The following is a 25,807-nucleotide window of genomic DNA, read 5'->3' on the forward strand; positions in this document are numbered from 1 at the left end:
TTGGTCTGTTCTGTGTGGTAAAATTGAGCCCGATAGTGACAACACAAAATAACGAACTTCGATACTCTACCACGATTTGGAACATGAAGTGAGATATCCACTCCCCGATCAGCTACGAGGCCTAGCTGTAGCGCTTATGGTGCTGTTCCACCTCTGTTATGGCTTAACCCTGTTCGGCTATATGCTGCACCAACCGCTGCTGTTTGGCTGTTCTACCAACTCAATAGTTGACCAAACAGAGTCAGGGTGCCAATGACGATAAACAGTGTGCCACTTAAACGGTGCAGCAGCTTCAGGGGCAGAGAGTGCAGCAGTGTGACCCCTGCCCACACCCCCATCGCTGAGGTGAAACTGAGTGCCAGTGTGGCACCGAACCAGATGGCAACAGGGTGACCGTGGGTGCTGAGACCGGCGACCGCTAGCTGAGTCTTATCCCCTAGCTCTGCCAGCGAGATAAGGGTTAAGGTACTAAAAAAGAGGCTGCGCCCCCCCTGCTGTAGCGCCTTGTTCGCCGACTCCTCCTCCTCATGGCCGCCACGAATGGCGTGCAGACCAAAACCGATAAAGAGCAGACCAACTATCGTGCCCAACCACTGCGGCGAGATAAGTTCGTTTAGCGCACTGCCAAACAGCACCGCTAGCAGATTGAGTAGAGCAAAGGCGGTCACCGAACCCCACAGCACCGGCCAGGGGCGATAGCGGGTGGCGAGGGTCATACAGACGAGCTGACTTTTATCGCCAATTTCGGCCAGCGCAATGACCATTAGAGTAGAAAGTAGCGCCAGCCATGGGGTTTCGAAGAGATTTTCCACTCAGTTAAATCTCTGGAGAGGCCGCTTTTCGCCAGACTAAAGTTAAATTATTGACCGGCATCTGATGGACGCTCTCCAGCGTGAGCCCTAATGGTTCGGCGATCTGTTGCAACCAGCTAAGATCACGAATACCGCTAAGGGGATCTTGCCGCTGTAGGTAGTGGTGAAAACGCTCATTGCTAGGGCTAGTAAACTGACCATCGATATTAAACGGGCCGTAAATAAGTAGGGGCTTGCCGCTTGGTAATAGGTTAGCGGCCCCTTGAAACATCGCCTCCACCGCCACCGCGCTCATAATATGGCAGCTATTGGCGCTAAAGATCGCATCGGCCTGAAGCGCTGGCCACGGCTGCATGACATCTAGGACGATAGCCGGGAGGATGTTGTCGCTACCGCTATCGCTGCGCCACTGCTCAATGCCCTCGATATTGGCCGCCAGATCACTCGGCTGCCAACTCAAATGGGGCAGTTCGGGGGCAAAATAGACCGCATGCTGTCCGGTGCCGCTGGCTATCTCTAGCAGTTGTCGGCTCTCGGTTAAGTAGGGACGAAGAGTGGCTAAGATCGGTTCGCGATTCTCATCACAGGCAGGGGCGTGGGGTTTGGGCATCGTTCTGCTATTCCTAGTTGATCAATATCGCTCTGTCATGAGCGCAAAAAAAAAGCTCACCTTTCGAGGTAAGCCTTTGATTTAATCGAGATTTAAATGGTGGCTATGGGTGGACTCGAACCACCGACCCCATCATTATGAGTGATGTGCGCTAACCAACTGTGCCACATAGCCAACTGGCCGGAATAGTACACTTTCGAAGGATTAGGTGTCAAGTGAATTTTGGTCTAGGGACGGGGCGAACGGCTGCGCACACTAAAGTGGCTAATCGCCTTAACCAGCTCACTGTAGGGGAGGGAGCGGTAGTCGCCATAGATCGATTCAGCCAAGTCGAGGAGGGCGAAGATATCCGCAACCCGCTCGCTACCGCTCTTAGCCGGTTGCAGTAGTTGTTGCAGACCGAGCATGGAGCCGCATTGAACCTTAACCTCTTTCCCGTGCGGCAACACTCCCTCAACTGCGTGCTTTAACCTTAACGAAAACATCGCTTTAGTGCGTAACTGTGGTAGTAGCTGATAACACCTAGGGTAACCCGTATCGGGTGAGAGGCAAGAGACCGCCTCCCGCTCGGCAATTAGCAACTTTTGGGCATAACGACAACCACAGCAACGGCGTAACACCGCTTTGGAGAAGGCGCAAGGGGTAGGGTTATAGTGGCTATAGGTCTGCTTATATTCAGTTTCGTCCATCGGGGAGGTATCAAATATTTTTACAAGATTAATTAATGAGTTAGCATCGATTGATACTGCTGCATCATCCGCTGGCGAAACTGTTCCAATTCACTGCGATCTAACCTAGCCGTTAACATCGCCATCTCCTTTTGCGCCGCCTCGCTGCCATTTAAAATCGCAAAGGTGAGCCAGTGGAACGCCAGCTCGTTATGTTGGGGGATTAACCTGCCATCGCTTAACATCTTGCCTAGCTGATATTGCGCCTTAGGGTGGTGCTGAAACGCCGCTTTTTCATACCAGTAGAGCATCGCCTCACCATTAGGCTCAATACCGGGGGCACCGCTGATATAGAGATCAGCCAGAGCGCACTGCGCATCGGCATCCCCCGCTTCGGCCGCTTTTTGGTACCACTCCATGGCCAGTAGGTGACCATTGACTCGACCGCTGCCTTGGTTGACCAGTATCCATCCTAACAGCGTCATCGCTGCGATATCGCCCTGATCAGCCGCTAGAGTTAACCACTTTTGTGCCTCATCGTGATTAAATTTGACCCCGCGCCCATTGGCATAGAGGCTGCCAAGTTGACGACAGGCGACTCTGTCCCCACTATCTGCCTGCTGCTGGATAGAGTCAAGCTGGGAGTTTTTAAAGTCAGCGAGGAATTGTTGCAAAATGTCAGCGGAACTACTCATTGTTATCCTGTCGATGTGCCATAATGGGATAATCATCGGGCTAAATACAGAGGAGTTCAACCCTGTAACAGCAGATAATTTACCGCCAACCTACAGGAAAATAGTATGAGTGAAACCAACACCAATAACGCCAATAGCGAAGAGAAGATCCTTAAAGCCGTTAAAACCGTGCTTACCCATGTCATTAAAGATACGGCGACGGCACCGGGAATGAAACATCCGCTTTCAGATCAAACCATACAAGGCTTGCGCGACTGTTTGGTGATGATTACCCAACGCGAACAGGAGCTCGACGCTGCCGCCGGCAGAGTCAATGCTGCCAGACCCCATTTTACCGATGAGCTAAAAAGTGGTGAGGGTGAGGTGGTAGTCTCGTTAGATGCCATTCGCAGACAACGCAATCGGTAAGTTCTTATAATGTATATTATGTAAAGTAACAGACCCTCAGGCACTGAGCCTGACCGCTGCACCGAACGACTAACGCACTTTAAAGTAGCTTACTGATCGCTGTAGCTGCTCCGCCTGACCATTGAGCTCCTCTGCCGTCGCCGCGAGCTGTTCTGATGCCGAGGCGTTCTGCTGGGTCGCCTTATCGAGCTGGGTCATAGAGTCGTTTATCTGTACCACGCCGTTAGCCTGCTCCATTGAGGCAGCGGCGATCTCTTCAACGAGCGCAGAGGTCTTTTGAATCGCCGGCACGATACTCTCAATTTTTATCCCCGCATCTTCCGCCACCTTGACACTATCGGTCGCTAACTCACTAATCTCTTGCGCCGTTAGGCTACTGTTCTCGGCCAGTTTACGCACTTCAGAGGCGACAACAGTAAACCCCTTACCGTGCTCGCCGGCACGAGCGGCCTCAATCGCGGCGTTAAGGGAGAGCAGATTGGTCTTATAGGCGATAGTCTCAATTTGACCAATTTTGTCGGCAATCTGCTTCATCGCCTGTACCGTCTTTTCAACGGCGTCGCCGCCCTGTTTAGCTTCGATCGAGGCACGAGTCGCCATCTGATTGGTCGAGCGGGCATTCTCGGAGTTCTGCCGTACTGAGGCATTAAGCTGCTCTACCGCACTACTAATATCTTCAACTCCAGCGGCCTGTTCGGTGGAGCTTTGGCTGAGCGTCTGCGCTGTGGCACTCACTTCACTGGAGGCACTCGCCAGGTTGTCAGCTCCCCCCTTTACCTCGGTAATAATCGCATTGAGCCTTTCAATGAGGTTCTTCATCGCACTCAATAGCTGCCCGGTCTCATCTCGACTCTGGACATCAATGGTAACGGTGAGATCCCCAGCGGCGATCTGATTGGAGACAGCGACCGCTTGGCGCATCGGTATCGTAATCGAGCGGGCAATTAGCCAAGCGACTAAAACCACCAGCAGAGTTATCACCACAGCCAATAGGAGTATCCGTTCGATTAACGCCTTTACCGGCTGTTCTACTTCAGCCTCATCCATTTCGGCAATCGCTACCCAAACCTCTTCGCCAACTTTGAACGGCGAGAAGGAGGAGAGCACCCGATTACCGTTATAGTCGGTAATGATGCGGGTAGCGCTCTCCCCTGCGAGCGCCCGTTCAACCGCTTCGGTATCGACCCCATTATCGGCCACGGTGCCAGAGAAGGAGGCGCTGATCGAACGACCCTCCGGATCGAGAAAGGAGTCGGAGCGCATACGGCGATCACTCCCGACTAGATAGGTTTCACCACTCTCCCCCATCCCTTCGCGCTGCTGCATAATGGCGTTAATTTTTGCCGTTGAGAGCTGTAGCGCCACCACCATCTCCAGCTCATCGTCGCGTTTATCGACAATCGGATAGCCAGCGAAAGCGGCTGGCTCGCCGTTGCTAGGGGCGTAGGGAGCAAAATCGACTAGAGCGAACTGCCGTTCACGCGCCACTGTGCGGATGAGCTCCCCTAAATTAGAGTCACGAAACTGACCCTTGAGGATATTGGTGCGATAGTCGGCCTCCTGTGTGACAGAGTAGAAGATATAGCCGCTGCTGTCGATTAAAAAGAGATCGTAGTAGCCATGAAGCTGCATAAAGCGGGCAAAGAGGGAGTCGCCCTGCTCATCAAGCGGGTTAAACGCCTCGGCAATATCGACTTCGACTAAAAAGGCCCAGCGCACATCGCCAAGCTGCAGCGGCGCATAGACACTTAAAACCTGATTGCCGTGATAGTCGGTGATAACATCGGCCCCACTCTTCCCGGCAAGCGCCTGCTCTACCGCCACGGTTGTTACCCGACCGCGTTCAGGGTTGGCAAAACTGGCCTGTAGCGAGCGGTTAGCGCTATCGAGATAGCTATCGGAGCGCATTAAATAGTCGCTACCGACAAGATAGGCCTCACCGGTATGACCGAGGCCGTTGCGCTGCTGCAACAGAGCATTGATGTGCTGATAATCGATACGAATCGCAATCACCCCCTCTAAGTTCCCTTGGTGATAGTAGGGAACCCCCATAAATCCGGTCGGCAGAGTCTGATTAGGGCCGTAAGGCCGGTAGTCGCTAAAGGCGAGTTTTTTGGTCGCGACCACCTTCTGCCACAACGAGCTAAGTGAGCTATTTTTTAGCGGGCCGTGGCTTAGATTCTGGCCTAAATCGCTATGAGCGCCGGTGGTAAACATGACATGGCCATGTTTGGCGCAGATAAATAGCACATCGCCAAACGCCCACTCTGTGGCCATTCGCTTTACCCGCTCCGACTCTGCCTGAATTAACGGTAGATAGCCGATATGATCCACCGGATAGGGCTCGGTTGCCGCCGTCTGCTGCTGCTCATGAAACAGAAACAGCTTGTGAAACATCTGCGTAACTTCGGTCGTGGTAGCCATAATTTGCAGATTGGCCGAGGCGGCAGCAAGGTGGGATTTTAGGCTCTGCTCTCTTAGAGCGTGGTTTGTCTTTAAGCGATCAATCGCCTCTCGCCGAATCGTGGCGACCACTTCGCCTAAGACCTGCATATCGCTCTCTAGGGCCTGAAATAGATCGCCTATTTGAAACAGTTTAACTGCTTTAAGCGAAGTTAGCTGATTGTAGGACTGCTCTAGCAGCGCCTCAGTCGCGCGATTACTCACTTCCCAAGCGACGATCACCACCGGTATTAGCCCTACCAACACCATAATAGCGATCAACTTCGGCTGTAAACGAATATTGTTAAACCACCCCATCCCGGCTCTCCCCTAGTTATGTATCATTCTCTTGCTGTGATTCGAAATCCTCCTCCGCTTTTTTTTGTAGCAGTTTCGGATCTACGCTGCCTAGACGACTTATTTCGGAGATATCCTCTACCGAGAGGACATGTTCGACATTGAGCAGAATAATAAACTCCTCCCCCACTCGCCCCATCGCCCGAATAAATTCGGTACGAATATCGGTGCCAAAGTTAGGGGGCGGCTGGGTGTGGGACTCATCGATTTCGAGAATCTCATTCACCTCATCGACCATCATGCCGATGGTCTGTGTCTCGGCTTCGTGGCTCATCTCCACCAGCACAATGCAGCTCTTTTTGGTAATCTCACTCACCTGCCGCCCAAGACGAGAGGAGAGATCGATGACCGGTACCACATTGCCACGGAGATTGATAACGCCGCGAATAAAGTTAGGCGTCATCGGCACCCGCGTCATCTGTTCGATTTCGATAATCTCCTTCACATCTAAAATAGCGATAGCGAAAGTTTCGCCACCGGTCACGAAGGTCAGATACTGCTCCGCCTCCCCCGGATGCGAAGCACTCTGGCGCTCATTGCGGCTATTGAGAGTCGCTAATTCGGTCATCGCTACTCTCCTGTTACCTAAAAGCGCTCGAAGTCACTCATATCGACCGAACGCCCGCCACCACCGCTAGCAGGAAGCGCACTCGCAGCCTTGGGAAGTGCATCGGCAGGCACCGCAGCGTGGACTGGAGCACGAGCACCACTGACGCCCCCCTTCACCTTAAAGAAGGCGACTGCCTGAATTAGCTGCTCGGCCTGACCATTGAGCTCCTCTGAAGTGGCGGCTAACTCCTCTGACGCTGAGGCGTTCTGCTGAGTCGCCTTATCGAGCTGGGTCATAGAGTCGTTAATTTGACCAATACCAGAGGCCTGCTCCTCAGAGGAGGCGGTAATCTCCTGCACGAGATCGGCGGTCTTTTGGATACTGGGCACGATATTGGCGATCAGTTTTCCTGCCTCTTCAGCAATACCGACACTATTGGTGGCTAACTGGTTGATCTCCTGCGCGGTAGCGCTGGAGTTCTCGGCTAGTTTGCGCACCTCAGAGGCGACTACGGTAAAGCCTTTACCATGCTCTCCCGCCCGAGCCGCCTCAATAGCGGCATTGAGTGAGAGCAGGTTCGTTTTGTAGGCGATATCTTCGATCAGGCCGATTTTGTTGGCAATTTCCTTCATCGCGCTCACAGTGCGCTCGACCGCTTCACCGCCGCGCTTAGCCTCATCGGCGGCGGTAGTCGCCATGTTATTGGTCACGCGGGCATTTTCAGTGTTTTGCTGAACTGACGCATTGAGCTGCTCAACGGCGGAGGTGGTCTCCTCGACTCCAGCCGCCTGCTCAGTCGCCCCTTGGCTCATCGATTGCGCGGTAGAGCTGACCTCCTGCGATGCCGAAGCGAGGTTATCGGCCCCGCTGCGCACGGTTTGAATAACACTATTTAGCCCATCGACCATCTCCATCATCGCCGCATAGACACCACTAGCTCGCTCTCGATCTTTAAACTCAACCATCAGATCACCATCGGCGATACGACGGGCAATCACCTCCATATCTCGCGGCTCGCCACCGAGGGGCTTTTTAATCACCCGCACCATAAACCAGGCGAGGAAGATACCGATCGCAATCGCACCGAGCGAGACCCAAATCACCGTGGTCACCGTCCGTTCGTTATGTTCGCGCACCTGTGGCCCTAGAATATCTTGATCTTTTTGTACCGACAGCTTCACCTCTTCCGCCGCATCAGCCACCAGTGGCCCTATCCTATCGAGCTCATCTTTAATGACCCTATTGCGTTCAATAATAATTTTATTAATCTGATCTAGCGCCTTGGTATAAGCGGTTTTGGCGTTGTAGAAATCTTGCAGCAATTTGCGCCTTTGTGGATTTTGCAGAGCCTCATCTAACGCTTTTGCCCGTTGGGTGAGGTTCTGATCGAGCTCGTTGTGCGCCTGATCAGCATCCTCCTGCTCATTGGTGGTTAGATACTTTACCGCATAGAGGCGAGCTAATAGGAGTGACTCCTGCGCTTGGCCGGCTAGGAAGGCGGCCTCGGCGTCGCTATCGTTGTAGGCCGACTGCATGATTTCGGTCATGGCCACCCGCATCGCCAGACCGTTAGGGTCAAGGTTACTATCGACAATGCGGTCGCGCTCGCGCATAAACTCATGTACTCGATCAAATGCCTTGTCGTAGTTACCTATCTCTTTGGCGATAATTTTGACATTGTTAGCCCGTTCAGGCTTCTGTATCTCCTTTTCAGCCTCTTCGACTAACTCTTGTAGCATCTCATAACGATCTTTAAACAGTCGCACCGCCCGATCGCTATGTTTAATGATGTAATCTTTAGCAGCCATACGCACAATGAGCATATTCGCCTGCACTCTCCCTGCCAGATTAGCATCTCGTGCTAACTCCCGATAGCTGTTAAAGCCATCTACTGCTTTATTTAGGCCATTAAAGGCGGTAAACGAGACGACAACCAACAGAACCAGCACCAGTGCGTAACCGGCACTGATTTGAACTCCTAGACGCAAGTTTTTAAACATCGCTTTGACTCCTTGAAAAATTTAAACAATTCCGATTAGTTGATCGACAGATGGCCGCCAGAGCCGCCTTTCGGTCGCTGTTGATAGCGCTGTCCTCGAGCATGAGCTAGCGTTACCAATCCCTGTACATCCAGAATGAGGGCAATTTCGCCGCTACCGAGGACGGTCGCACCACTAACTCCCTGCAGATACTGAAATACCTTACCTAACGGCTTGATGACCGTCTGTAGTTCACCAAAGAGGGTATCGACCACAAAACCGGCCTTCACCCGACCAAACCGAACCACTACCAGACTCTCCCGCTTCACTCGGCGAGCGTTATCACCTTCGCCGAAAAAGTGGCGCAGACGCATATAGGGCATCACCTCACCGCGTAGATTAATATATTGGCGGTTAGGATCGATCTGCCACTCATCGCTCTCCATCTCGACACACTCCTCGACCATGCTCAGTGGAATGACATAGTTTTCGCCACCAGCACCGACCATAAAGCCATCGATAATCGCTAGCGTCAACGGCAGTTGAATGGTAATGGTGGTTCCCATCCCTAGCTCACTATCGATATCGACCGAGCCGCGCAGCGCCTCAATGTTGCGTCGCACCACATCCATACCGACCCCACGACCAGAGAGGTTGCTAGCCTGCTGTTTGGTACTGAGGCCGGCTTCAAAGATTAGTCGAAAAATCTCAGCTCGGCTCAGGGATTGATCCGGCTTGACCAGCCCGATCGCTTCGGCTTTGGCTCGAATCTTATCGGGATCGAGTCCGGCACCATCATCTTTGACCTCAATCACAATATGACCCGAATCGTGATAGGCGTTAAGGCTTAAAGTCCCCACTTCAGGTTTCCCCTTCGCCTTACGCTCTTGGGGTAGCTCAATGCCGTGATCGAGCGAATTTCGTACTAAATGGGTGAGCGGATCGTTAATCTTTTCGACCACGGTCTTATCGAGCTCCGACTCCCCACCGGTAATCTGTAGCTCAATTCGTTTGCCTAAATCTTGGCTCACATCGCGCACCACACGCCGAAAACGGGAGAAGGTCTCGCCGATTTGCACCATGCGCAGCTCTAGGGCGTGATCCCGAATCTCTTCGACCAGATGCTCCATCCCTGAGACTACCTCATCGACATCGCCCAACTGGTGGCGCTCGACTAGCAGGCGCATAGCGGCACTAGAGATCACTAGCTCCCCCACCAAATTGATTAACTGCCCAAGCTTAGCCGAATCGACCCGAATGTGTCGCGCCTGCTCCCTCGCCTTCTCCTGCTTTTTTAGCGCCTGCTCGACTATCGGTTTAGAGACTACCTTCTGCTCGACCAAAATTTCGCCAATAGGGCGCCGTCGCTCCCCTTCGATCTCGCTATCGACATCGGCAGCGACGCTCTGTTTTGAGGTAGATTGCAGCTGAAGACTACTCTCTAGCTCATGCTCGGTAATCGCCCCAATCTCTAACAACATCTCGCCGAGCTGATGCACCTCCGACTCCGGCATCTGCTCCAGAATCTCCAAATAGTGCTGCTGTTTTGAGTTAGGGGGCAAAATGCGAATATCACAATCCTCCTGCGCAAACTCAAACACCGCCTCAATCGCCGCCTTATCAGCACTACTATTGAAGGCGATACGAAAGCCTAGATAGCACGACTCTGGCTCCATCTCCTCCGCCTCTGGCAGACTGCTGGTGACTGTTAAAATATCCTCAATAGTGCCTAGCGTCTGTAGATAGCGAATAAAGGAGAGCGGATCGAGTCCATTTCGCAGCGCATCAGCCTTAAACTGCAACGAAATAATCCAGTTATCGCTACGGTTCTCATCCGTATCGCTGCGGCCCTCATCGTGTGAGCTATTGACCGTCTGCCCCGCAGCCGGCGCTAGCTCACGCGAGGCGCTTTGACCGATCTGCTCTAGTAACCTCTCCCCTGCCTGTTTTAGCTCCTCTGGCAAGGCGGTTAAATCGTCACTCGTTAGCACAAAATCGACCAGAGTCGCGGTATGATCTTTGCAGTCGAGCAGGCAGGTGATTAGCGCCGCCTCTAGCGGCCGCTCACCGGAGCGAATCGCATCGAGCACGGTCTCGACTGGGTGGGTAAACTCGACAATCGGATCAAAACCGAAGATACCGGCGGCCCCCTTAATGGTATGCATCGCCCGAAAGACGCTGTTAAAGGTCTCGAGATCATCGGGGTTATCCTCTAACGACAGCAGCGCATCCTCCATCTGCTGCAGCAGCTCCTCCGCTTCGGTCGCAAAAGTTTGGCGGGCCTCATCCATCAACTCGTCTCCCTCTTTCTCTTAGCTGGAATAATCACCGGATCACCAAAAAAGAGCACCAAATTGAGCATCTCCAGTACCGCAATGACCGCTTCACTGTGGCGCACTATATGGAACTGCTTCTGCAGCCGTTGCGATTCGAGCTTTAGTAGCAGCAAAATTTGCAATCCGGCACTATCTAACTCTTCTACGGTAGAGAGGTCGAGCTCAAGCTGACTATGCTCCTGCAGTAACCCAACTAGCGTCGATTTGATCTCGGCAGCGGTGTAGATGGTCAACTCTTCGCCAACCATCACCTGGGTGATCTCCCCTTTTTGTTTGACTTCGACCGACACAACGGCTCCTTCTTTTCTGTATGACAACTTAAGGCAGGCAGAGTTTAGCCACTGCATCGAGCATCTGCGCCGGTTGAAACGGTTTGACCACCCACGCTTTCGCCCCCGCTGCCTTACCTTCGGCCATCTTATCCTGCCCCGCCTCGGTAGTCAGCATAATAATTGGGGTAAATTTGTACTCGGCCCTCTTTTTAACCTCTTTGACAAAGGTAATGCCGTCCATATTGGGCATATTGACATCGCTAATAATCAGATGAACCTTCTGGCCGGTCAGTTTGCTTAATGCATCCTGACCGTCGCACCCCTCAATCACGCTATAGCCGGCACCTTTTAAGGCGATGCCGACCACTTGGCGAATTGACGCTGAATCATCTACAATTAAAATCGTTTTAGCCATCACTAAACCTCACTTCAAACTGATAACTGCACCCCTCCCCCCCCCGGGGGCGGAGAGATACCCTAAAAGAACATCACCTCGCCACTACTAGCCGCCCCCTGCTTATGTCTATTATCGGACGGGTCGTGGGTATCGTGCTGCTCTGCGGTCACATAACCGCTACGCATATCCTCCAGTAAACCTTCGATGTCGAGCGGTTCGACCCGCTCCCCACTCTGCTGCCGCTGCTGTAGCGCCTGATCGACATGGTGGAGGCTGGTAATGATATGTTGCATAATCTGGCTGACTCGATCTTGAAACTGAAACGAGACCAGCATCTGCTCAATCTCTTGGCGAATCTTAGCGCTCAACGAGAGTAGCGATGCTCCATCATCCTCCAACTCACCGGCGCGGAACTCCAAGTGGCGAATCACCCGCTCGATAATCGCCTCCCCCTCGTGCACAACATCCCCCTCCGCTTCAGTCGAGGCGGTCGCGTACTGAAAACACTCCTCCATCGAACGGGTCATTTCGGTCACTTTCGCCATCATCTGGCTGCCGGTCTGCCCCGATTGCGTTGAGAGCGCCCGCACCTCATCGGCCACGACCGCGAAGCCACGCCCCGACTCACCGGCTCTAGCCGCCTCAATGGCGGCATTGAGCGCTAACAGATTGGTCTGTTCGGCAATATTGGCGACATCATCAGCCATTTTATTTAAGTCGGTGGTAAAGCTGCGCAGATGAGAGACCCGTTTTAGCATCTCATCTTTAGAGAGCAGCAGGGAGTCGATCTGTCGAAATAGCTGGTGCAGCGCATCCCTATCTTGATGAATAGAGTCGAGCAGCTCCTGCCCCTCATCGTTGCCTAGGTGGCTGACGCGGGTGACATTGGTCAACTCATCGACTAATACAGAGAAGCGCTCGGTCAGTGCCTGAATATTCTCCTCGGTCAGCCCCCGACAGCTCTCAATTTGCCGCTGAATAATCGGGGTGATGCGCAGCCACAGCTCTTGGGTCTGTCGTAGCTGCTCACTAACTGAGTTTTGGGTTTGTACTTGGCTCTCTAACTGTTGCTGACAGTGCTCTTGCTGCATGAGCAGCGCAGAGAGACGATGCCAGCTCCGCCAAGCAAACAGCAGCGAGATAACTAAAACTATCCCCATCACGAGGCCGCTTGAGAGGGGAGTGTCGTTAACCAAAAAGAGTCCTAATCCTGCTAACAGCGCGACCCCTACAGGTGCTAGGGTGATTGAGAAGAGACTATTTTTATTTCTGTCCATGTCGGTTAATTTAAAACTATAAGGGTAGGGGGGCGTTTGAGGTGCTTAATCTACAGAAAAGCGCAAGCTAGCACAACCTCCCTCCCGAATATAGAGCCGGTTTAGTAACTGCCATAACGGCTGTAGTTCGCTATATTGGCCCATCACTCGCGCCAAATAGCCCCACGTACGGGGGATATCGGCCATATAGGCCGCTTTGTGGTCACGATAGTTAAGGCGGCAGAAGATACCAATCGCCTTCATGTGGCGCTGCACCCCCATCCAGTCAAACCACTGCACGAGCTGTTGTGGTTGAGTGCTCGCATCGAGAATCCCCTGCTGCCGCGCCTGCTGGCTATAGTGCTCAAACCACGCCATAATACGCGGCTGAGGCCAGTCGATATAGCAGTCACGCAGTAGCGACACCAGATCATAACTAACCGGCCCGATGAGTGCATCCTGAAAGTCGATAATGGCCGGAGTGTGGTGCTCAACTAAGAGAAGATTGCGGCTATGGTAGTCGCGATGGACGACAACCTGCGGCTGCTCAAGCGCCGAATCGATTAATAGCTGACACCCCTGCTGCCATGTCGAGTTAAACTCGGCGCTAAGGGGGCTGTGCAGATGGCGGACCAAAAACCAGTCATAGAAGAGATCTAGCTCTTGTTGTAACAGCGCTGCATCGTAGCGCGGCAGTTGATCGGCCGATAGCTGTAGCTGCTGTAGCCGTATCAGTGCCGTCATCGCAGCGCCATAGAGGGCATCGGCACTGCTATCGTTAAGCTCGGTCAAGTAGAGGCGGGAGCCTAAATCCTCCAGCAGCAGAAAGCCCTGCATCTCATCTATCGCCTCAATTGAGGGAGCATGGAGGCCAGCATCCGCTAGTAGAGAGGCGACCTTAAGAAAGGGGCGCAGCGGCTCCCTCTCGGGCGGCGCATCCATCACCACCCAGCGTCCTGCCGAGGTGGTGACCCTAAAATAGCGCCGAAAGCTAGCGTCCCCAGCCACCGGCTCTATTTTGTACGCCGTCGCTATTGTCTCCTCAAGCCACTGGTGCAGCTTTAATAGACGCCTATCACCCACCCTCTTAGCCGTCACTAAAAGCGCAGCCCCAACTTAGCATTCATCGAACGGGCATCGCCGGTCTGATCGACCTCAGCGGCGATATTGAGTAGCGCTAGGTTCAGATTCACCCCCACAAAGAGTCGATTTAAGCCCTGTTTCGACTCTGATAGCGCCACCGCCTCCGTGATAGCCTCTGAGGGCGTAGCGCTCACCCACACTCTCCCCACCCCGCCATAGGGGGTTAACATCAAAAAGCCCTTAGAGAGGGTGAGCTCTACCCCAACGGTAGAGAGATCTAGATCGGTAACGCCACTCACTTGACTATAGCTGCCGCGAATAGCCACAGCCGGCAGGGCAACCCCCCCCTCCATAAAGGCATACTTCAACTCGGCACCTAGTAGCTGTAGCTCACCCCACTTGGTTAAAGATGCTCCGATATCGATATCGAACGGCAACCCCTTATGAAGATGGATCTTCGGCACCACAATGCGGCTAACCTCTTCACCGGTCGCCTTGTTAAAGGCCTCGGCGCTATTGAGCTCGGTTAAAGTCGCCTCAATGCCGATATCAAACCCAATGATCCCCAAAGGCTCCGCCGGCGCGATCGCCTTATAGCTCAACGCCGCCCCCATATCGGCGGTAAACAGCTCAAACTCCTCTTGGTTTAAACTCTCTAGCGAATCGACATCGACCGCTGCCGCCCTCATCGACCAGATCAGTGTGAACACGACCGCGATACCAAGCCATCTCTCTCTGCTCATTCCCTTACCCTCGTCACTTTTAGTAGCTAAAACGGCGTAATAATAACCCGAACGCCGTTAATCTACTATGCCCAATTGCAGCGGTATGACCGTTGATACTTGAGTTATTGACTACCGTCATTGTATAGTGACCACTAGTTAACACTTTGATTAAATGAACTAAATAATAATATACTAATGATTGAGGAGCATAGGTGGCAAGACTATTGACAGGTTTTTATGGCTGGATGGTGGTCCTGATCCCTCTGCTCAGTGGCTGTGACACTGCACCATCGACAGTGATCGGCCCAGTCTATGAGCGTAGCAAACAGGAGGAGCGGCTGCTCTATCGGCTTGCCGTCCACCCGCTGCATAATCCACAAAAGTTAGCCCAAGCCTACCAGCCGCTAATTGACTACCTTAACCACCATATCGACTGGGCTAGATTTGAGTTAGAGGCCTCGCGCGACTACCAGAGCTACGAGGCTAAATTGCGGCAACGGCAGCCCGATCTGCTACTTCCAAACCCATGGCAGACACTTGAGGCGATGAAGGTCGGCTACCGCGTGATCGCCATGGCTGGCGATGCGGCCGATTTCAAGGGCCTTTTTCTGCTACGGCACGACAGCCCGATTAAGAGCTTGGACGATATTCGTGGCCGTAGCGTGAGCTACCCCTCCCCTACCGCCCTTGCCGCCGCTATTATGCCGCAGCGCTTTTTGTATGATAACGGTATCGACATTAATCGGGAGATCGACAACCGCTATGTCGGTTCGCAGGAGTCGTCGATCTTTAATGTTCTGTTAGGTGAGGTCGATGTGGGAGTCACCTGGCCGATCCCTTGGCGACTATTTCAGCGCGACCACCCCGCCCGAGCCAAAGAGCTCTTTGTGGCCTGGGAGACCCCACAGCTACTTAATAACTCGGTGATGATCCGCAACGATCTCCCACCGACACTAGCAAAACAGCTATTGCCGCTGCTACTCCAACTCCATCAGCACCCTGAGGGTCGTGATATTTTGCGCCAGATGGAGACAGCAAAGTTTCACGCCTCTAACGATGAGAGCTACCACTCCGTTAGGCAGTTTATCACCGATTTTGAACGCCATATTCGTCCGGTAGAGCCGTTTTAATGTTAAGACTCTATCGCCAGCTACAACACTTTATTAATACCAGTTTTCGCCGTAAGCTGATTTTAAGCGTGGCGCTAGTCCACGCAGTACTGATGTCACTGTTTATGTTCGATTTAACTTGGCGTCAGCAGCAGATGTTATCGCAGTTTCAGACCGAACAGGCGCAGGTGCTCTCCCGCAGCATCGCGACCTCAGCGGCTGGCTGGCTTGTTTCCCGCGACTACTACGGCCTACAGGAGATTATTGAGGCGCAACAACGCTATCCAGAGCTCCTGTTTGCCATGATTATCGATAAAACAGATCGTGTTATCGCCCATACAGACGATACCAAAGTCGGCTACTTTGTGCGCGATCTCCCCTCAACCCCACAAGAGAGGCTACTGCACCAGAGCGCTGGGTTAGTCGATGTCGCCCAACCGGTCTTTATTGGCGATAACCTAATCGGCTGGGTACGCATCGGGATCGGTCAGGAGGAGAGCTCTCGCGCTCTACGAGCTATTACCTTCAACGGCCTGCTCTACACTCTCATTGCGATTCTGATAGGCTCACTGCTAGCGTGGCGGGTCGCTAACCACCTAATGGATGAGCTACGCGCCATCCACTCTACCGCCAATGCGGTGCAGCGCGGCAATAATACCATTCGCGCTAAAGTGATCGGTAACGATGAGATTAGTCAGGTCGCTAGGACATTTAATGCCATGCTCGATTCGATCGTTACCACAACTAACGAGCTAACGAGAAGTGAGGAGCGCTTTAACCTCGCCATGCTCGCCTCCCGCGATGGTCTGTGGGACTGGAATTTACGCACCCACCAGGTTTACTACTCTCCCCGCTGGAAAGAGATGCTCGGCTATCAGGAGCACGAACTGGTGAACGAACTCTCGACTTGGGAGACGCTCATCGATAGCTCAGATAGAGAGCTAACGATGCAGTATGTGACAGAGTGTCTTGAGGGGAAACGCCACGGCTTTCGTATTGAGTACAAGATGTGCCATAAGCAGCAGCACTGGGTCCATATCTTAGCGCAGGGAACTTTGGTTCACGATGAGACGGGAGCCCCCTACCGCATGGTCGGTATTCATACCGATATTAGCGATAAAAAGCGTCAGGAGGAGACGATCTGGAAACAGGCTAACTACGACTCACTCACCGGCCTACCTAACCGTAAACTGCTCGAAGATCTCTTAGCGCAGGAGATCAAACAGGCGCACCGAGGCGGATTACAGCTCTGGCTGCTATTTCTCGATCTGGATGGGTTTAAACTAGTTAACGATACCCTCGGCCACCACTGTGGCGACCAGCTACTGATTCAGGTCGCAGCACGGTTACAACAGACGCTGCGGGAGGATGATATCGTGGCTCGCCTAGGTGGCGACGAATTTGTGGCCGTTTTAGCCGGCATCGAAGAGGCCTCCGATCTGGATCGTATGGCCAACCGTATTTTGGAGATGGTAGGTCAGCGCTACCGCATCCATAACGACGATATCTATATCTCCACCAGCATCGGTATCGCCAACTACCCCCACGATGCTAACAATGTCGAAGATCTACTCAAATTTGCCGACCAGTCGATGTATGTCGCCAAACGGGAGGGTAAAAGCCGCTTCGCCTACTTTACCCAAGGGCTACAGTTAGCCTCTAAGCTGCGTAACGAAATTGCCGCCGATCTGCGCCAAGCGATTAACCAAAATCAGTTTCAGCTCTACTTTCAACCGGTGGTCGAGATGATGAGTGGCCGAATTGTGAAAGCCGAGGCGCTAATTCGCTGGTTCCATCCCGATAAGGGGGTGATTAGCCCCGGTGCCTTTATCCCTATCGCGGAGGAGACCGGCATTATCTGCGATATCGGTGTATGGGTGCTGCAACGCGCCTTTGCCTCGCTGCAGCAGTGGTTACAAGAGGGCGTTGTCGATCACCAGTTTCAGCTCAGTATCAATGTCTCCCCCTACCAGTTACGCCACAACAATAACCGCTACGATCTCTGGCTCAAAGATTTCAACCGCTCAGGCATTGCTGGCCATCAGATCGTGCTGGAGATTACCGAAGGGGTGATGCTGCGCAGCGAAGTGGCCGTTAACCGCCGTCTGTTAGAGTATCGAGATCTTGGCATTCAGGTCGCCATTGATGACTTTGGTACCGGCTACTCCTCACTCTCCTATCTCAAAGAGTTCGATATCGAGTTTCTTAAAATTGATCAATCCTTTATTCGTAACCTTAAGCCGGGCTCAGGCGAGTACTCTATCTCCGAAGCGATTGTCGTGATGGCCCACAAACTCGGCTTAAGGGTCATTGCCGAGGGGATTGAGACCGAAGCGCAGCAGCGGCTGCTACAGCAGATACAGTGCGACTTCGGCCAAGGCTATTTCTACTCGCGACCGCTACCGGAGGCCGAGTTTATTGACATTTTGGGCACAGCCCGTGAATAGTCAGCTGATGGCTAGTCATAGCATAACCGAGCTCATCGACAATCTGCTGCTGGCGCTGCTCGATCTCACCATCCATAAACTCATCCACTCGACCACACTTAATACAGATAATGTGATCGTGGTGATCATCCTCCTGTCGCAGCTCATAGACCGACTGATTGCCCTCAAAGTTGTGGCGACAGACCAGCCCCGCCTCCTCAAACTGAGTTAAGACTCGATAGACGGTAGTCACCCCGACCTCCTCCCCCGCGTTGCACAACATCTGGTGCAGCTCCTCAGCAGAGAGGTGACGGTGGCTATGGTGCTCCAATAGCGCTAGCACTTTGAGCCGTGGCAGCGTGACCTTTAACCCCGCCTCCTTGATCTCCTCCCGACCTAATTTGCTCTTTTTTGTATTCATTAGCTGTTTTAACTCCCTCGTTGCTCTGTTGGTTAACCGCAAAAACGGGTACTATAGCCACTTCGCTTAAATTGATAAACCACCCGATTGGAACCGCTGCTCTATGAGACTCCCCCTCCTGCTCCCTCTACTGCTTATGATCGCCGCCTGTACCTATCAGATTGAGATTCAGCAGGGCAATGTTATCACCCAAGCGCAGCTATCGGAGCTAACACTAGGAATGAGCCGACAGCGGGTCAGCTACCTGCTCGGCTCCCCACTGCTGACCGATCCATTCCATGCCCAGCGCTGGGACTACCTCTTCTCGCTCCGCTCCGATGAGCGTCCCGATCAGCGCTATCGGGTGACCCTCTTTTTTGGGCCAGAGGGAACCCTAGAGCGGTTTGAGCAGCAAGGAGAGCTTCCAGAGGAGGCCTATATCGCCGGTGGAGAGACAATGGGATTGGAGTAGTCTTCCCTCTCCCCTTAGGTATAGATTTGAGCGGCGCGTTTAACAAAGGCATCGACCAAACTATTACAGATTTGATTAAAGACCGGCCCTAACGCGATAGAGATCAGCCGATTTGAGAACTGAAACTCGATATTGAGCAAAATTTTACACCCCCGCTGCGGCAGCGGTAGAAACCGCCAATGGCCATGCAGATGCTTAAAGGGGCCTTTAACCAGATACATCTGAATCTCCTCCCCCTCCTTCAGCTCATTGCGGGTGGTAAAGGACTTTTTTAGGCTACCGTGGGCGATATTGATCGTGGCTAGGGTTATTCCAGGCTGCTCTATCTCCGCTCTAGCTTGGCTGCACCACGGCAAAAAGTCGGGGTAGGCGGCAACATTATTGACCAAATCATACATCTGTTGTGGGCTGTACTCTACCAGCGCCGATTTTTGCAGACTCTCCAATCCATACCCCTTTATCGATTCAATTCATTTAAAGCTTAGCTCTCGAATGTAACGACGCCATTGAGCGATAACAATAGCAGCAGCATAACTAACGGCAACAGATAGCGAATCGAGAACCACCATAACCGAAATAGCCGCCCCTCCCCTAGCTGCTCGCTAAAGAGGTGTCGCTGCAACCCCCAACCGCTATAGAGCAGAATCATCATCGCCCCGAAGGGGAGCATAAAGTTAGAACTAAGGCGGCTAACCCACTCAAAAAAGGTCTCCTCCTGCCAGCTTACCCAGTGGTTCAGCTCTGGGTGGAACGAGAAGATGGTCAACACCCCCAACACCCATCCTATCATGGTCACAATCCAAGCCCCATTATGGCGACTTAGACCCCGATCCATCAACCAGCTAATCGCCGGTTCGGTCAGACAGACCACCGAACTGGTGGCAATTAACAGCAGCATCAGATAGAACAATCCGCCCCATAGCTCTCCTAATGGCATCGCCCCAAAGGCAGCTGGCAGGGCATGGAACAGTAGCTGTGGCCCGGCGACTACCGGCTGACCATAGATAATCAAAATGGGAATAAGCGCCAAACCGGCCACAATCGCCACCGCCATATCAAGCAGTGCCGTTAAGAGCGACAGCCGTACTAGAGGCACCTCTCGCCCTAAATAGGCGCCATAGGCCATCATCGCCCCTAAACCGAGCGTTAGCGAGAAGAAGGCGTGTCCTAGCGCTAGCATAACGGTCTCCTTGCCAACCTGTTCTGGTCGAAAGGCAAATAGATAGTCGATAGTTGAGCTAAGCGCTGGATTTTGGAGCACATAACCGAGCAAAATCAGCAAAATCAGCAGCAACAGCGGCACCGCAATGCGGTTAAACCGCTCAATCCCTTGGCGAACACTTTGGCCAATAATCGCTCCGATGAGCGCCACAAATAGCGTATGCCACGCCAACTGTTTTTCGGGATCGTTGACCAATGAGGTGAAGATCTCCCCCACCTGATCTGCCGACTGGTAGGCAAAAACATCACCTAGCGCCCGTATCCCAAAGGCGATCACCCAGCCGCCAATGACGCTAAAAAAGGAGAAGATGACCACCCCGGTTAACGCCCCGCCCCAAGCCACCCCCTCCCACAATGGCGAGCAGGTAAAGGTACGGGTCAAGCGTCGTAGCGCGTGCATCGGCGAGGCGCAGTGGAGCCGCCCTAACGCCAGCTCGGTCACCATAATCGGCACAGCAACGATCAGCAGCAGTAGCAGATAGAGCAGCCAAAAGAGCCCCCCGCCATTCTCAGCCGCCGTTTGGGGCAGTTTCCAGATGTTACCTAGACCGATAGTCGCGCCTAGTGCGACCAGTAGAAAGGAGCCACTGCCGCTCCACTGCTCTGGGACTCGTTCAGCCATGCGGTCGATTCACCACAGGCGCCACCCGAAAACAGCCAGCACTGACCGAAGTCACCTCGACCAGCGACCCCGGCTCGATTGAAGCGGACGGCTGCTCATGATCAAGTTCGACCCGCCACTCGATACCAGAGTAGCGAATGGTAGAGGTTTGAGTAGGGCTTAGCTCACTTAGTAGATGGAAGCGGTAGCCAATGAGATCGCTGCTTCGGTCATCGACGGGGCCTGACTCCCCCTGCAGCCGCTTTAACGGCCGCCATAACAGCAGCGAAATGGTCGCCGATAGCAGCGTAAAGGTCGCGACCGAGAGAAGCCAGTCGTCGCCAATTAGCCCGCCATAGAGCAGGCCACCGGTGAGCAGCGCCCCTAGCGCTGGAAAGAGCAGAAAGCCAGTGGCAAACCCCAACACCCACAGTTCGATCAATAGCATGACAAAACCGATAATAAACCATAGGGTGTAGAGCTCGACCCCTATCAGGTTCATAGCAGCTCTTCCCGCTCCGCGGTGGTGCTAAAGGCTTTAGAGCTATTCATCGCCGCCACAATAGCGACCGCTTCAGCCACTGTTGAGGCGGCCCCGCTCTGTTGATTATCCATTAATACCACCGTTGACTCTTTGGCAATCTGCTGCTTCGCCTCAATCGCCCGCGTAGCGAGATCGAGCTGCACCGCTTTTTGTCCTGCCGAGTTATCTGCCGCCTGCCCGACGACATGCAGTGCCTTAGCTTTGGCGATAGCGACCATCTCAATCGCTTTAGCCTCCCCCTCCGCTCTCAAAATCTGCTCGGCACGATCCGCCTCGGCCGCGAGCACCTTTGACTGCTTCTCCCCCTCAGCCACATTAATTGCCGACTGCCGCTCCCCCTCCGACTCCAGAATAACCGCCCGCTTCTCCCGCTCGGCCTTCATCTGCCGCTCCATCGCCTCTAACACACTGCGAGGGGGTTCAATATCCTTAATTTCGTAGCGCAGCACCTGCACACCCCACGGCTCAGCCGCTTCGTTAATCGCATTAACGATGGCAATATTGAGCAGATCGCGCTCCTCAAAAGTTTTATCGAGATCCATCTTACCGATCTCTGAGCGCATCGTCGTCTGGGCCAGTTGCGTCACCGCAAAGGCATAATCCTCTACCCCGTAACTAGCCTTATAGGGATCGATAACTTTCATATAGAGCACCCCATCGACGGTCAGGCCGATATTATCCTTGGTAATCGCGCTCTGACTCGGAACATCGAACGCCTGCTCTTTAAGCGTGTGATCGTAAGCGACCTTATCGATAAACGGGAACAGCAGGTTAATCCCCGCCACCCTTGTGCTCTGATACTTCCCAAATCGCTCTACCACTAGCGCTCGGTTTTGCGACACAAATTTAAGCGACGATTTAAAGATAAAGAAGAGGACGACCGCCAGGCCAGTCCAAAAGTTGATCACATAACCCATCCATTCAGTCACACTTTCCATTTCAGCTCCCAGAGATTTAAATTAGAGATAACGCCAATAGAGATAGATAGTTGCCACCACGATGGTTAACAACATCAGCGGAAACGCCAGTAGCATAAAGCGCAAAAAGGCGATACGGTGGCCAGCCCGCTCCGCAAAACCGGCCACAATGAGATTCGCACTCGCCCCGACCAGAGACCCATTCCCCCCCAGACAGGCCCCTAAAGCGAGCGCCCACCAGAGCGGCATCAAATTGTCGGCCCCCCCAAAAGTCGGCGCCATCGACTTAATGAGGGGGATCATGGTCGCCACAAACGGAATATTATCGACGATTGCCGAAACCACCGCCGAAACCCATAAAATAGTAATCGCAGTGACTGTCATATCGCCGCCGGTGAGATGAATCACCCGATTAGCCAAACTATTTAGCAGCCCCACATGCTCTAGGGCATGGACTAAGATAAATAGACCGACAAAGAAGAAGATCGTCACCCACTCTACTTCAGCAAAGCTCTTTTGCACGAACTCTGACTGATCTTCAGCACTCTGACCCATCGCTGTTAGCAGCAGCAGTAGCGCGGCTCCGGCCATCGCAATGGTTGCCGGTTCAAGCCCTATCGAATGGGCCGTGGTAAAGCCGCCAATCACCAGCGCAATCACCAAGAGTGACTGTTTAAGTAGCCGCCTATCGGTCAGCGCCCCATACTCATTAAACCGCATGACTCGCTGCCGCGCCGCCTCACTCACCACCATCGAACGCCCCCAAAGCAGATAGAAAATTAGCAGCACCAGCGCCATAATCGGTAGGGTGATCGGGGCGAGATTAAACAGAAAATCGTTAAAACTCAGCCCTACCGCCGAGCCGATCATGATATTAGGTGGATCGCCAATAAGCGTCGCTGTACCGCCGATGTTGGAGGCGAAAATCTCAGCAAACAGATAGGGATAGGGCGAAATCTGCAACTCATCGGTAATGAGCAGCGTGACCGGCGCAATCAGCAGTACGGTGGTGACATTATCGAGCAAAGAGGAGAAGATAGCGGTCACTAGCGATAGCATCACCAAGATGCCCCAAGGTTTCGCCTCCACCCTTTTAGCCGACCAGATAGCGACAAACTGAAACATCCCGCTGCGGCGCGAGATGGCCACAATCACCATCATGCCAGTTAACAGTCCGAGGGTATTAAAGTCGATACCGGCGATCGCCGCCTGCTGGTTGACCACCCCTAACACGATCATTAGCGAAGCGCCACACAGCGCCACAATCGCCCGATTGACCTTTTCGGTAATAATCACCAGATAGGTTAAGACGAACAGCGTCGTCGCCACCACCACCGGCGATAGGCCCACTAGCGTGGTAGCGGCGTGGTTTGCAGCCTCACTCACCCCCCGCTCCTCCATGTCTAACGGCCATAATGCTCTGACCGATATCCCAGTAGGAGATCATGCCGACCAGCTTACCGCTGTGCGGCTCGACCACTGGCAGGCTACTCTTCTCCCGATAGACGATGAGCATGGTATCGATCAGCGGGTTATCGGGTGACACAGTCTTGACTTTTCTCTCCATAAAATCGCTTACCGGACGCTGCTGGTGCTGACAAAAACGGCTATTCATCTGTGACAGATCGTCGCTTAAAAACTGCAAATGATCCAACCCATTCTGCATCACCGCAGCATGGGGCAGAACCATCCTCAGCAGGCTACCTATGCCAAAACAGCCTTGAAAAATAGATTCATCATCCACCACCGGTAGATTACGGTAGCGATACTTCATCACCACCTCGGCCGCCAGATGGATCGTGTCGTACGGATGTAGAACATTTGGATGACAGCTCATAATCGTCGCCGCCGTTAAAGGCTTAGCGCCACCTCGTGTCTGCTCACTCATCGTCATCGCCCCCTCTCATCCCAAACCTTACTCTGTGGGAGTATAGCAGGCCGATTAGCGCTCGGTCGAGAAGATAGTCTGGGAGCGTCCTCAAAAGTAGCTGTTCTGCTGACAGCAATTCAGGGGCAGCTCCATAACCGACTAACTTCATAAACTTACATTGGCAAAAAAATTATTTTTTCCAGCAAAAATAGCCCATATATCTCCAATTTTGAGAGGTAACCGCATGTCAACTGCACGAAAATCAGCTTCGAACCAATCCGTCCGGTCTAAAAAAAGAATCGGAATAAACGTAAATTACAGCGCAAAGATGTCGTCTATCAACTCCACCTGACCATCACACACTTCTTTCCTGCTCTCTTTGAGCAGATGAGAGAGCTGGATGAGTGCCGGACATCTACTAATTATGATTTGGCGGCTCTTATTACGGCCTGCATTGCCATGTTTCTCTTTAAAGCCGGTTCTCGTAATGAAATGAATAATCTGCGCGAAGAGAAACGCTTTCGCAAAAACTACCAGCGGTTGTTCAAAATGCCGCTACCTCATATGGATACCGTCGATAATGTCATGCGACAACTCACGGAGGATCAACTGCAAAAACTGACTCAATCCATGGTTAGGGCGCTGTTGAAAAAGAAGATATTCCACAATCAACGGCTGTTTGGTGAATGGTTTGTCATTGCGGTGGATGCGAGCGGGATTCATAGTTTTACAGAGTGTCCCCATGAACAGGCGCTGCACAAAGACTACAGCAGCGGTAAAAGTAGCTGGCATAACATGGTTTTAGAGGCCAAACTGATTACCGCTAACGGCTTCGCCATCTCCATTGCCACAGAGTGGCTGGAAAACCCCGAAGAGGGCAACTATGACAAACAGGATTGTGAGCGTAAGGCATTCAAACGCCTAGCAAAAAAGTTGAAATCGGCGTTTCCGCGTCTACCCATCTGTCTGGTTGCCGATGGACTCTATCCTTATCAGGGATTCTTCGAAATTTGCTCAGAGTATGGTTGGGGCTGGATAGTCACCTTCAAGGATGGCAATCTGCCATCTGTTTGGGAAGAGGTTAAATCCTTGTGCCAGTTAACATCCGGCAATCAACGAAAAATCATTCTACGGCAACAGGATAATGTCATTGAGCAAAACTATACATGGATTAACGATATTGACTATCATGGCGTGAAACTACACTGGCTGGAATGCATAGAGACAACCACCGACAAAGAGGGGCAGATAATTGAAAATCGGTTCGTTCACATTAGCTCCTATCCCATCAACTGGAATACGGCACCGGAATTGAGCCGTACCGGACGCTTACGCTGGAAAATAGAGAACGAAGGCTTTAATACCCAAAAAAATCATGGATATGCATTAGAGCACAAATTTTCACGGGTGAGTTATCTGGCGACCAAGAATTACTACCAGTGCTTGCAAATAGCTCACATCATCAATCAGTTACTGGTATTTAGCAAGACATTTCAAAGTGTTATGCAGGGGAAGATGACCTTAAAGCGCATCTGGGGAAAGATGATTGCCGTTATGACTGAACGAAAACTGTCGGTAACGAAATTAGCCCAACTCACCGGGCGCCCCTGCCAGATTCGACTCATCAATTAAAAGACGATGGAGATCCCCGCTCCGA

General features: G+C 52.7%; 26 protein-coding genes and 1 tRNA gene. 6 read left to right on the forward strand and 21 right to left on the reverse strand.

What is annotated here, in order from left to right; genetic code table 11:
* Positions 1-61 precede the first annotated feature (61 nt).
* Positions 62-256 carry a DUF1624 domain-containing protein gene (locus tag D5085_15120; GenBank protein QEP44338.1) on the forward strand — a complete coding sequence of 65 codons (195 nt, stop codon included), beginning with the start codon at positions 62-64 and terminating at the stop codon, positions 254-256.
* Here the strand turns inward: D5085_15120 and D5085_15125 are convergent.
* From D5085_15125 to D5085_15145, 5 genes are all read right to left on the reverse strand, one after another.
* On the reverse strand, positions 213-764 hold the full coding sequence (locus tag D5085_15125; GenBank protein ID QEP45185.1) for a TMEM165/GDT1 family protein: 552 nt from the start codon (positions 762-764) through the stop codon (positions 213-215). The genes D5085_15120 and D5085_15125 overlap by 44 nt on opposite strands.
* Before the next feature lie 52 nt (positions 765-816).
* A complete protein-coding gene (locus tag D5085_15130; GenBank protein ID QEP44339.1) occupies positions 817-1,422 on the reverse strand; it encodes a DUF938 domain-containing protein in 606 nt (201 codons plus the stop codon).
* Between the two features lie 97 nt (positions 1,423-1,519).
* Positions 1,520-1,596 (reverse strand) — tRNA-Met (locus D5085_15135).
* 53 nt (positions 1,597-1,649) lie between these two features.
* Positions 1,650-2,111 (reverse strand): hypothetical protein, encoded by a 462-nt coding sequence (locus D5085_15140; GenBank protein ID QEP44340.1) that lies wholly within the window; start codon positions 2,109-2,111, stop codon positions 1,650-1,652.
* A 32-nt stretch (positions 2,112-2,143) separates the two neighbouring features.
* Positions 2,144-2,821: a sel1 repeat family protein gene (locus D5085_15145; GenBank protein ID QEP44341.1), complete on the reverse strand. Its 678-nt coding sequence runs from the start codon at positions 2,819-2,821 to the stop codon at positions 2,144-2,146.
* Positions 2,822-2,890: 69 nt separating this feature from the next.
* On the opposite strand from D5085_15145, the gene D5085_15150 reads away from it, so the two are divergent.
* Entirely contained in the window at positions 2,891-3,193 is a 303-nt protein-coding gene (locus D5085_15150) for a segregation and condensation protein A (GenBank protein ID QEP44342.1), read from the forward strand.
* A gap of 69 nt (positions 3,194-3,262) precedes the next feature.
* On the opposite strand, the gene D5085_15155 is transcribed toward D5085_15150, so the two are convergent.
* The 9 genes from D5085_15155 to D5085_15195 form a co-directional block, all read right to left on the reverse strand.
* Positions 3,263-5,953 carry a methyl-accepting chemotaxis protein gene (locus D5085_15155; protein QEP44343.1) on the reverse strand — a complete coding sequence of 897 codons (2,691 nt, stop codon included), beginning with the start codon at positions 5,951-5,953 and terminating at the stop codon, positions 3,263-3,265.
* 16 nt (positions 5,954-5,969) lie between these two features.
* Positions 5,970-6,560, reverse strand: coding sequence for a purine-binding chemotaxis protein CheW (locus tag D5085_15160; protein ID QEP44344.1), 591 nt, complete (start codon positions 6,558-6,560; stop codon positions 5,970-5,972).
* A 17-nt stretch (positions 6,561-6,577) separates the two neighbouring features.
* Complete coding sequence (locus tag D5085_15165) at positions 6,578-8,542, reverse strand: methyl-accepting chemotaxis protein (GenBank protein ID QEP44345.1); 1,965 nt, start codon at positions 8,540-8,542, stop codon at positions 6,578-6,580.
* Between the two features lie 35 nt (positions 8,543-8,577).
* Positions 8,578-10,812, reverse strand: coding sequence for a chemotaxis protein CheA (locus D5085_15170; protein ID QEP44346.1), 2,235 nt, complete (start codon positions 10,810-10,812; stop codon positions 8,578-8,580).
* Positions 10,812-11,204: an anti-sigma factor antagonist gene (locus D5085_15175; protein QEP44347.1), complete on the reverse strand. Its 393-nt coding sequence runs from the start codon at positions 11,202-11,204 to the stop codon at positions 10,812-10,814. Before D5085_15175 ends, D5085_15170 begins: the two co-directional genes overlap by 1 nt.
* A complete protein-coding gene (locus D5085_15180) occupies positions 11,176-11,544 on the reverse strand; it encodes a response regulator (GenBank protein ID QEP44348.1) in 369 nt (122 codons plus the stop codon). The genes D5085_15175 and D5085_15180 overlap by 29 nt, the downstream gene beginning before the upstream one ends.
* Before the next feature lie 62 nt (positions 11,545-11,606).
* Complete coding sequence (locus D5085_15185; protein ID QEP44349.1) at positions 11,607-12,803, reverse strand: hypothetical protein; 1,197 nt, start codon at positions 12,801-12,803, stop codon at positions 11,607-11,609.
* Between the two features lie 45 nt (positions 12,804-12,848).
* Entirely contained in the window at positions 12,849-13,880 is a 1,032-nt protein-coding gene (locus D5085_15190; protein ID QEP44350.1) for an aminoglycoside phosphotransferase, read from the reverse strand.
* Positions 13,880-14,608, reverse strand: coding sequence for a hypothetical protein (locus D5085_15195; protein QEP44351.1), 729 nt, complete (start codon positions 14,606-14,608; stop codon positions 13,880-13,882). Before D5085_15195 ends, D5085_15190 begins: the two co-directional genes overlap by 1 nt.
* A 227-nt stretch (positions 14,609-14,835) precedes the next feature.
* Here D5085_15195 and D5085_15200 point away from each other — a divergent pair, with 227 nt between their 5' ends.
* Positions 14,836-15,720 carry a phosphonate ABC transporter substrate-binding protein gene (locus tag D5085_15200; protein ID QEP45186.1) on the forward strand — a complete coding sequence of 295 codons (885 nt, stop codon included), beginning with the start codon at positions 14,836-14,838 and terminating at the stop codon, positions 15,718-15,720.
* Positions 15,720-18,146, forward strand: coding sequence for an EAL domain-containing protein (locus D5085_15205; GenBank protein QEP44352.1), 2,427 nt, complete (start codon positions 15,720-15,722; stop codon positions 18,144-18,146). The genes D5085_15200 and D5085_15205 overlap by 1 nt, the downstream gene beginning before the upstream one ends.
* Here the strand turns inward: D5085_15205 and D5085_15210 are convergent.
* Positions 18,115-18,546, reverse strand: coding sequence for a ferric iron uptake transcriptional regulator (locus D5085_15210; protein ID QEP44353.1), 432 nt, complete (start codon positions 18,544-18,546; stop codon positions 18,115-18,117). The genes D5085_15205 and D5085_15210 overlap by 32 nt on opposite strands.
* Positions 18,547-18,649: 103 nt before the next feature.
* Here D5085_15210 and D5085_15215 point away from each other — a divergent pair, with 103 nt between their 5' ends.
* Positions 18,650-18,997 carry an outer membrane protein assembly factor BamE gene (locus D5085_15215; GenBank protein ID QEP44354.1) on the forward strand — a complete coding sequence of 116 codons (348 nt, stop codon included), beginning with the start codon at positions 18,650-18,652 and terminating at the stop codon, positions 18,995-18,997.
* 14 nt (positions 18,998-19,011) lie between these two features.
* Here the strand turns inward: D5085_15215 and D5085_15220 are convergent, their stop codons facing one another.
* From D5085_15220 to D5085_15245, 6 genes are read right to left on the reverse strand one after another with little or no spacing between them, the layout of a single operon-like run.
* A complete protein-coding gene (locus D5085_15220; GenBank protein QEP44355.1) occupies positions 19,012-19,443 on the reverse strand; it encodes a type II toxin-antitoxin system RatA family toxin in 432 nt (143 codons plus the stop codon).
* A 35-nt stretch (positions 19,444-19,478) separates the two neighbouring features.
* Positions 19,479-20,840, reverse strand: a complete 1,362-nt coding sequence (locus D5085_15225) for a sodium-dependent transporter (GenBank protein ID QEP44356.1) — start codon at positions 20,838-20,840, stop codon at positions 19,479-19,481.
* The gene (locus D5085_15230; protein ID QEP44357.1) at positions 20,833-21,321 is read right to left on the reverse strand and encodes an NfeD family protein; all 489 of its coding nucleotides are present in this window, start codon (positions 21,319-21,321) and stop codon (positions 20,833-20,835) included. Before D5085_15230 ends, D5085_15225 begins: the two co-directional genes overlap by 8 nt.
* Positions 21,318-22,301, reverse strand: coding sequence for a paraslipin (locus D5085_15235; protein ID QEP44358.1), 984 nt, complete (start codon positions 22,299-22,301; stop codon positions 21,318-21,320). Before D5085_15235 ends, D5085_15230 begins: the two co-directional genes overlap by 4 nt.
* Before the next feature lie 21 nt (positions 22,302-22,322).
* Positions 22,323-23,666 carry a hypothetical protein gene (locus D5085_15240; protein QEP44359.1) on the reverse strand — a complete coding sequence of 448 codons (1,344 nt, stop codon included), beginning with the start codon at positions 23,664-23,666 and terminating at the stop codon, positions 22,323-22,325.
* A complete protein-coding gene (locus D5085_15245) occupies positions 23,659-24,174 on the reverse strand; it encodes a CBS domain-containing protein (protein QEP44360.1) in 516 nt (171 codons plus the stop codon). The genes D5085_15240 and D5085_15245 overlap by 8 nt, the downstream gene beginning before the upstream one ends.
* 363 nt (positions 24,175-24,537) lie before the next feature.
* On the opposite strand from D5085_15245, the gene D5085_15250 reads away from it, so the two are divergent.
* The gene (locus D5085_15250; protein QEP44361.1) at positions 24,538-25,782 is read left to right on the forward strand and encodes a hypothetical protein; all 1,245 of its coding nucleotides are present in this window, start codon (positions 24,538-24,540) and stop codon (positions 25,780-25,782) included.
* Positions 25,783-25,807: the final 25 nt, after the last annotated feature.

It is taken from the genome of Ectothiorhodospiraceae bacterium BW-2 (assembly GCA_008375315.1).
Lineage (GTDB): Bacteria > Pseudomonadota > Gammaproteobacteria > Thiohalomonadales > Thiohalomonadaceae > BW-2.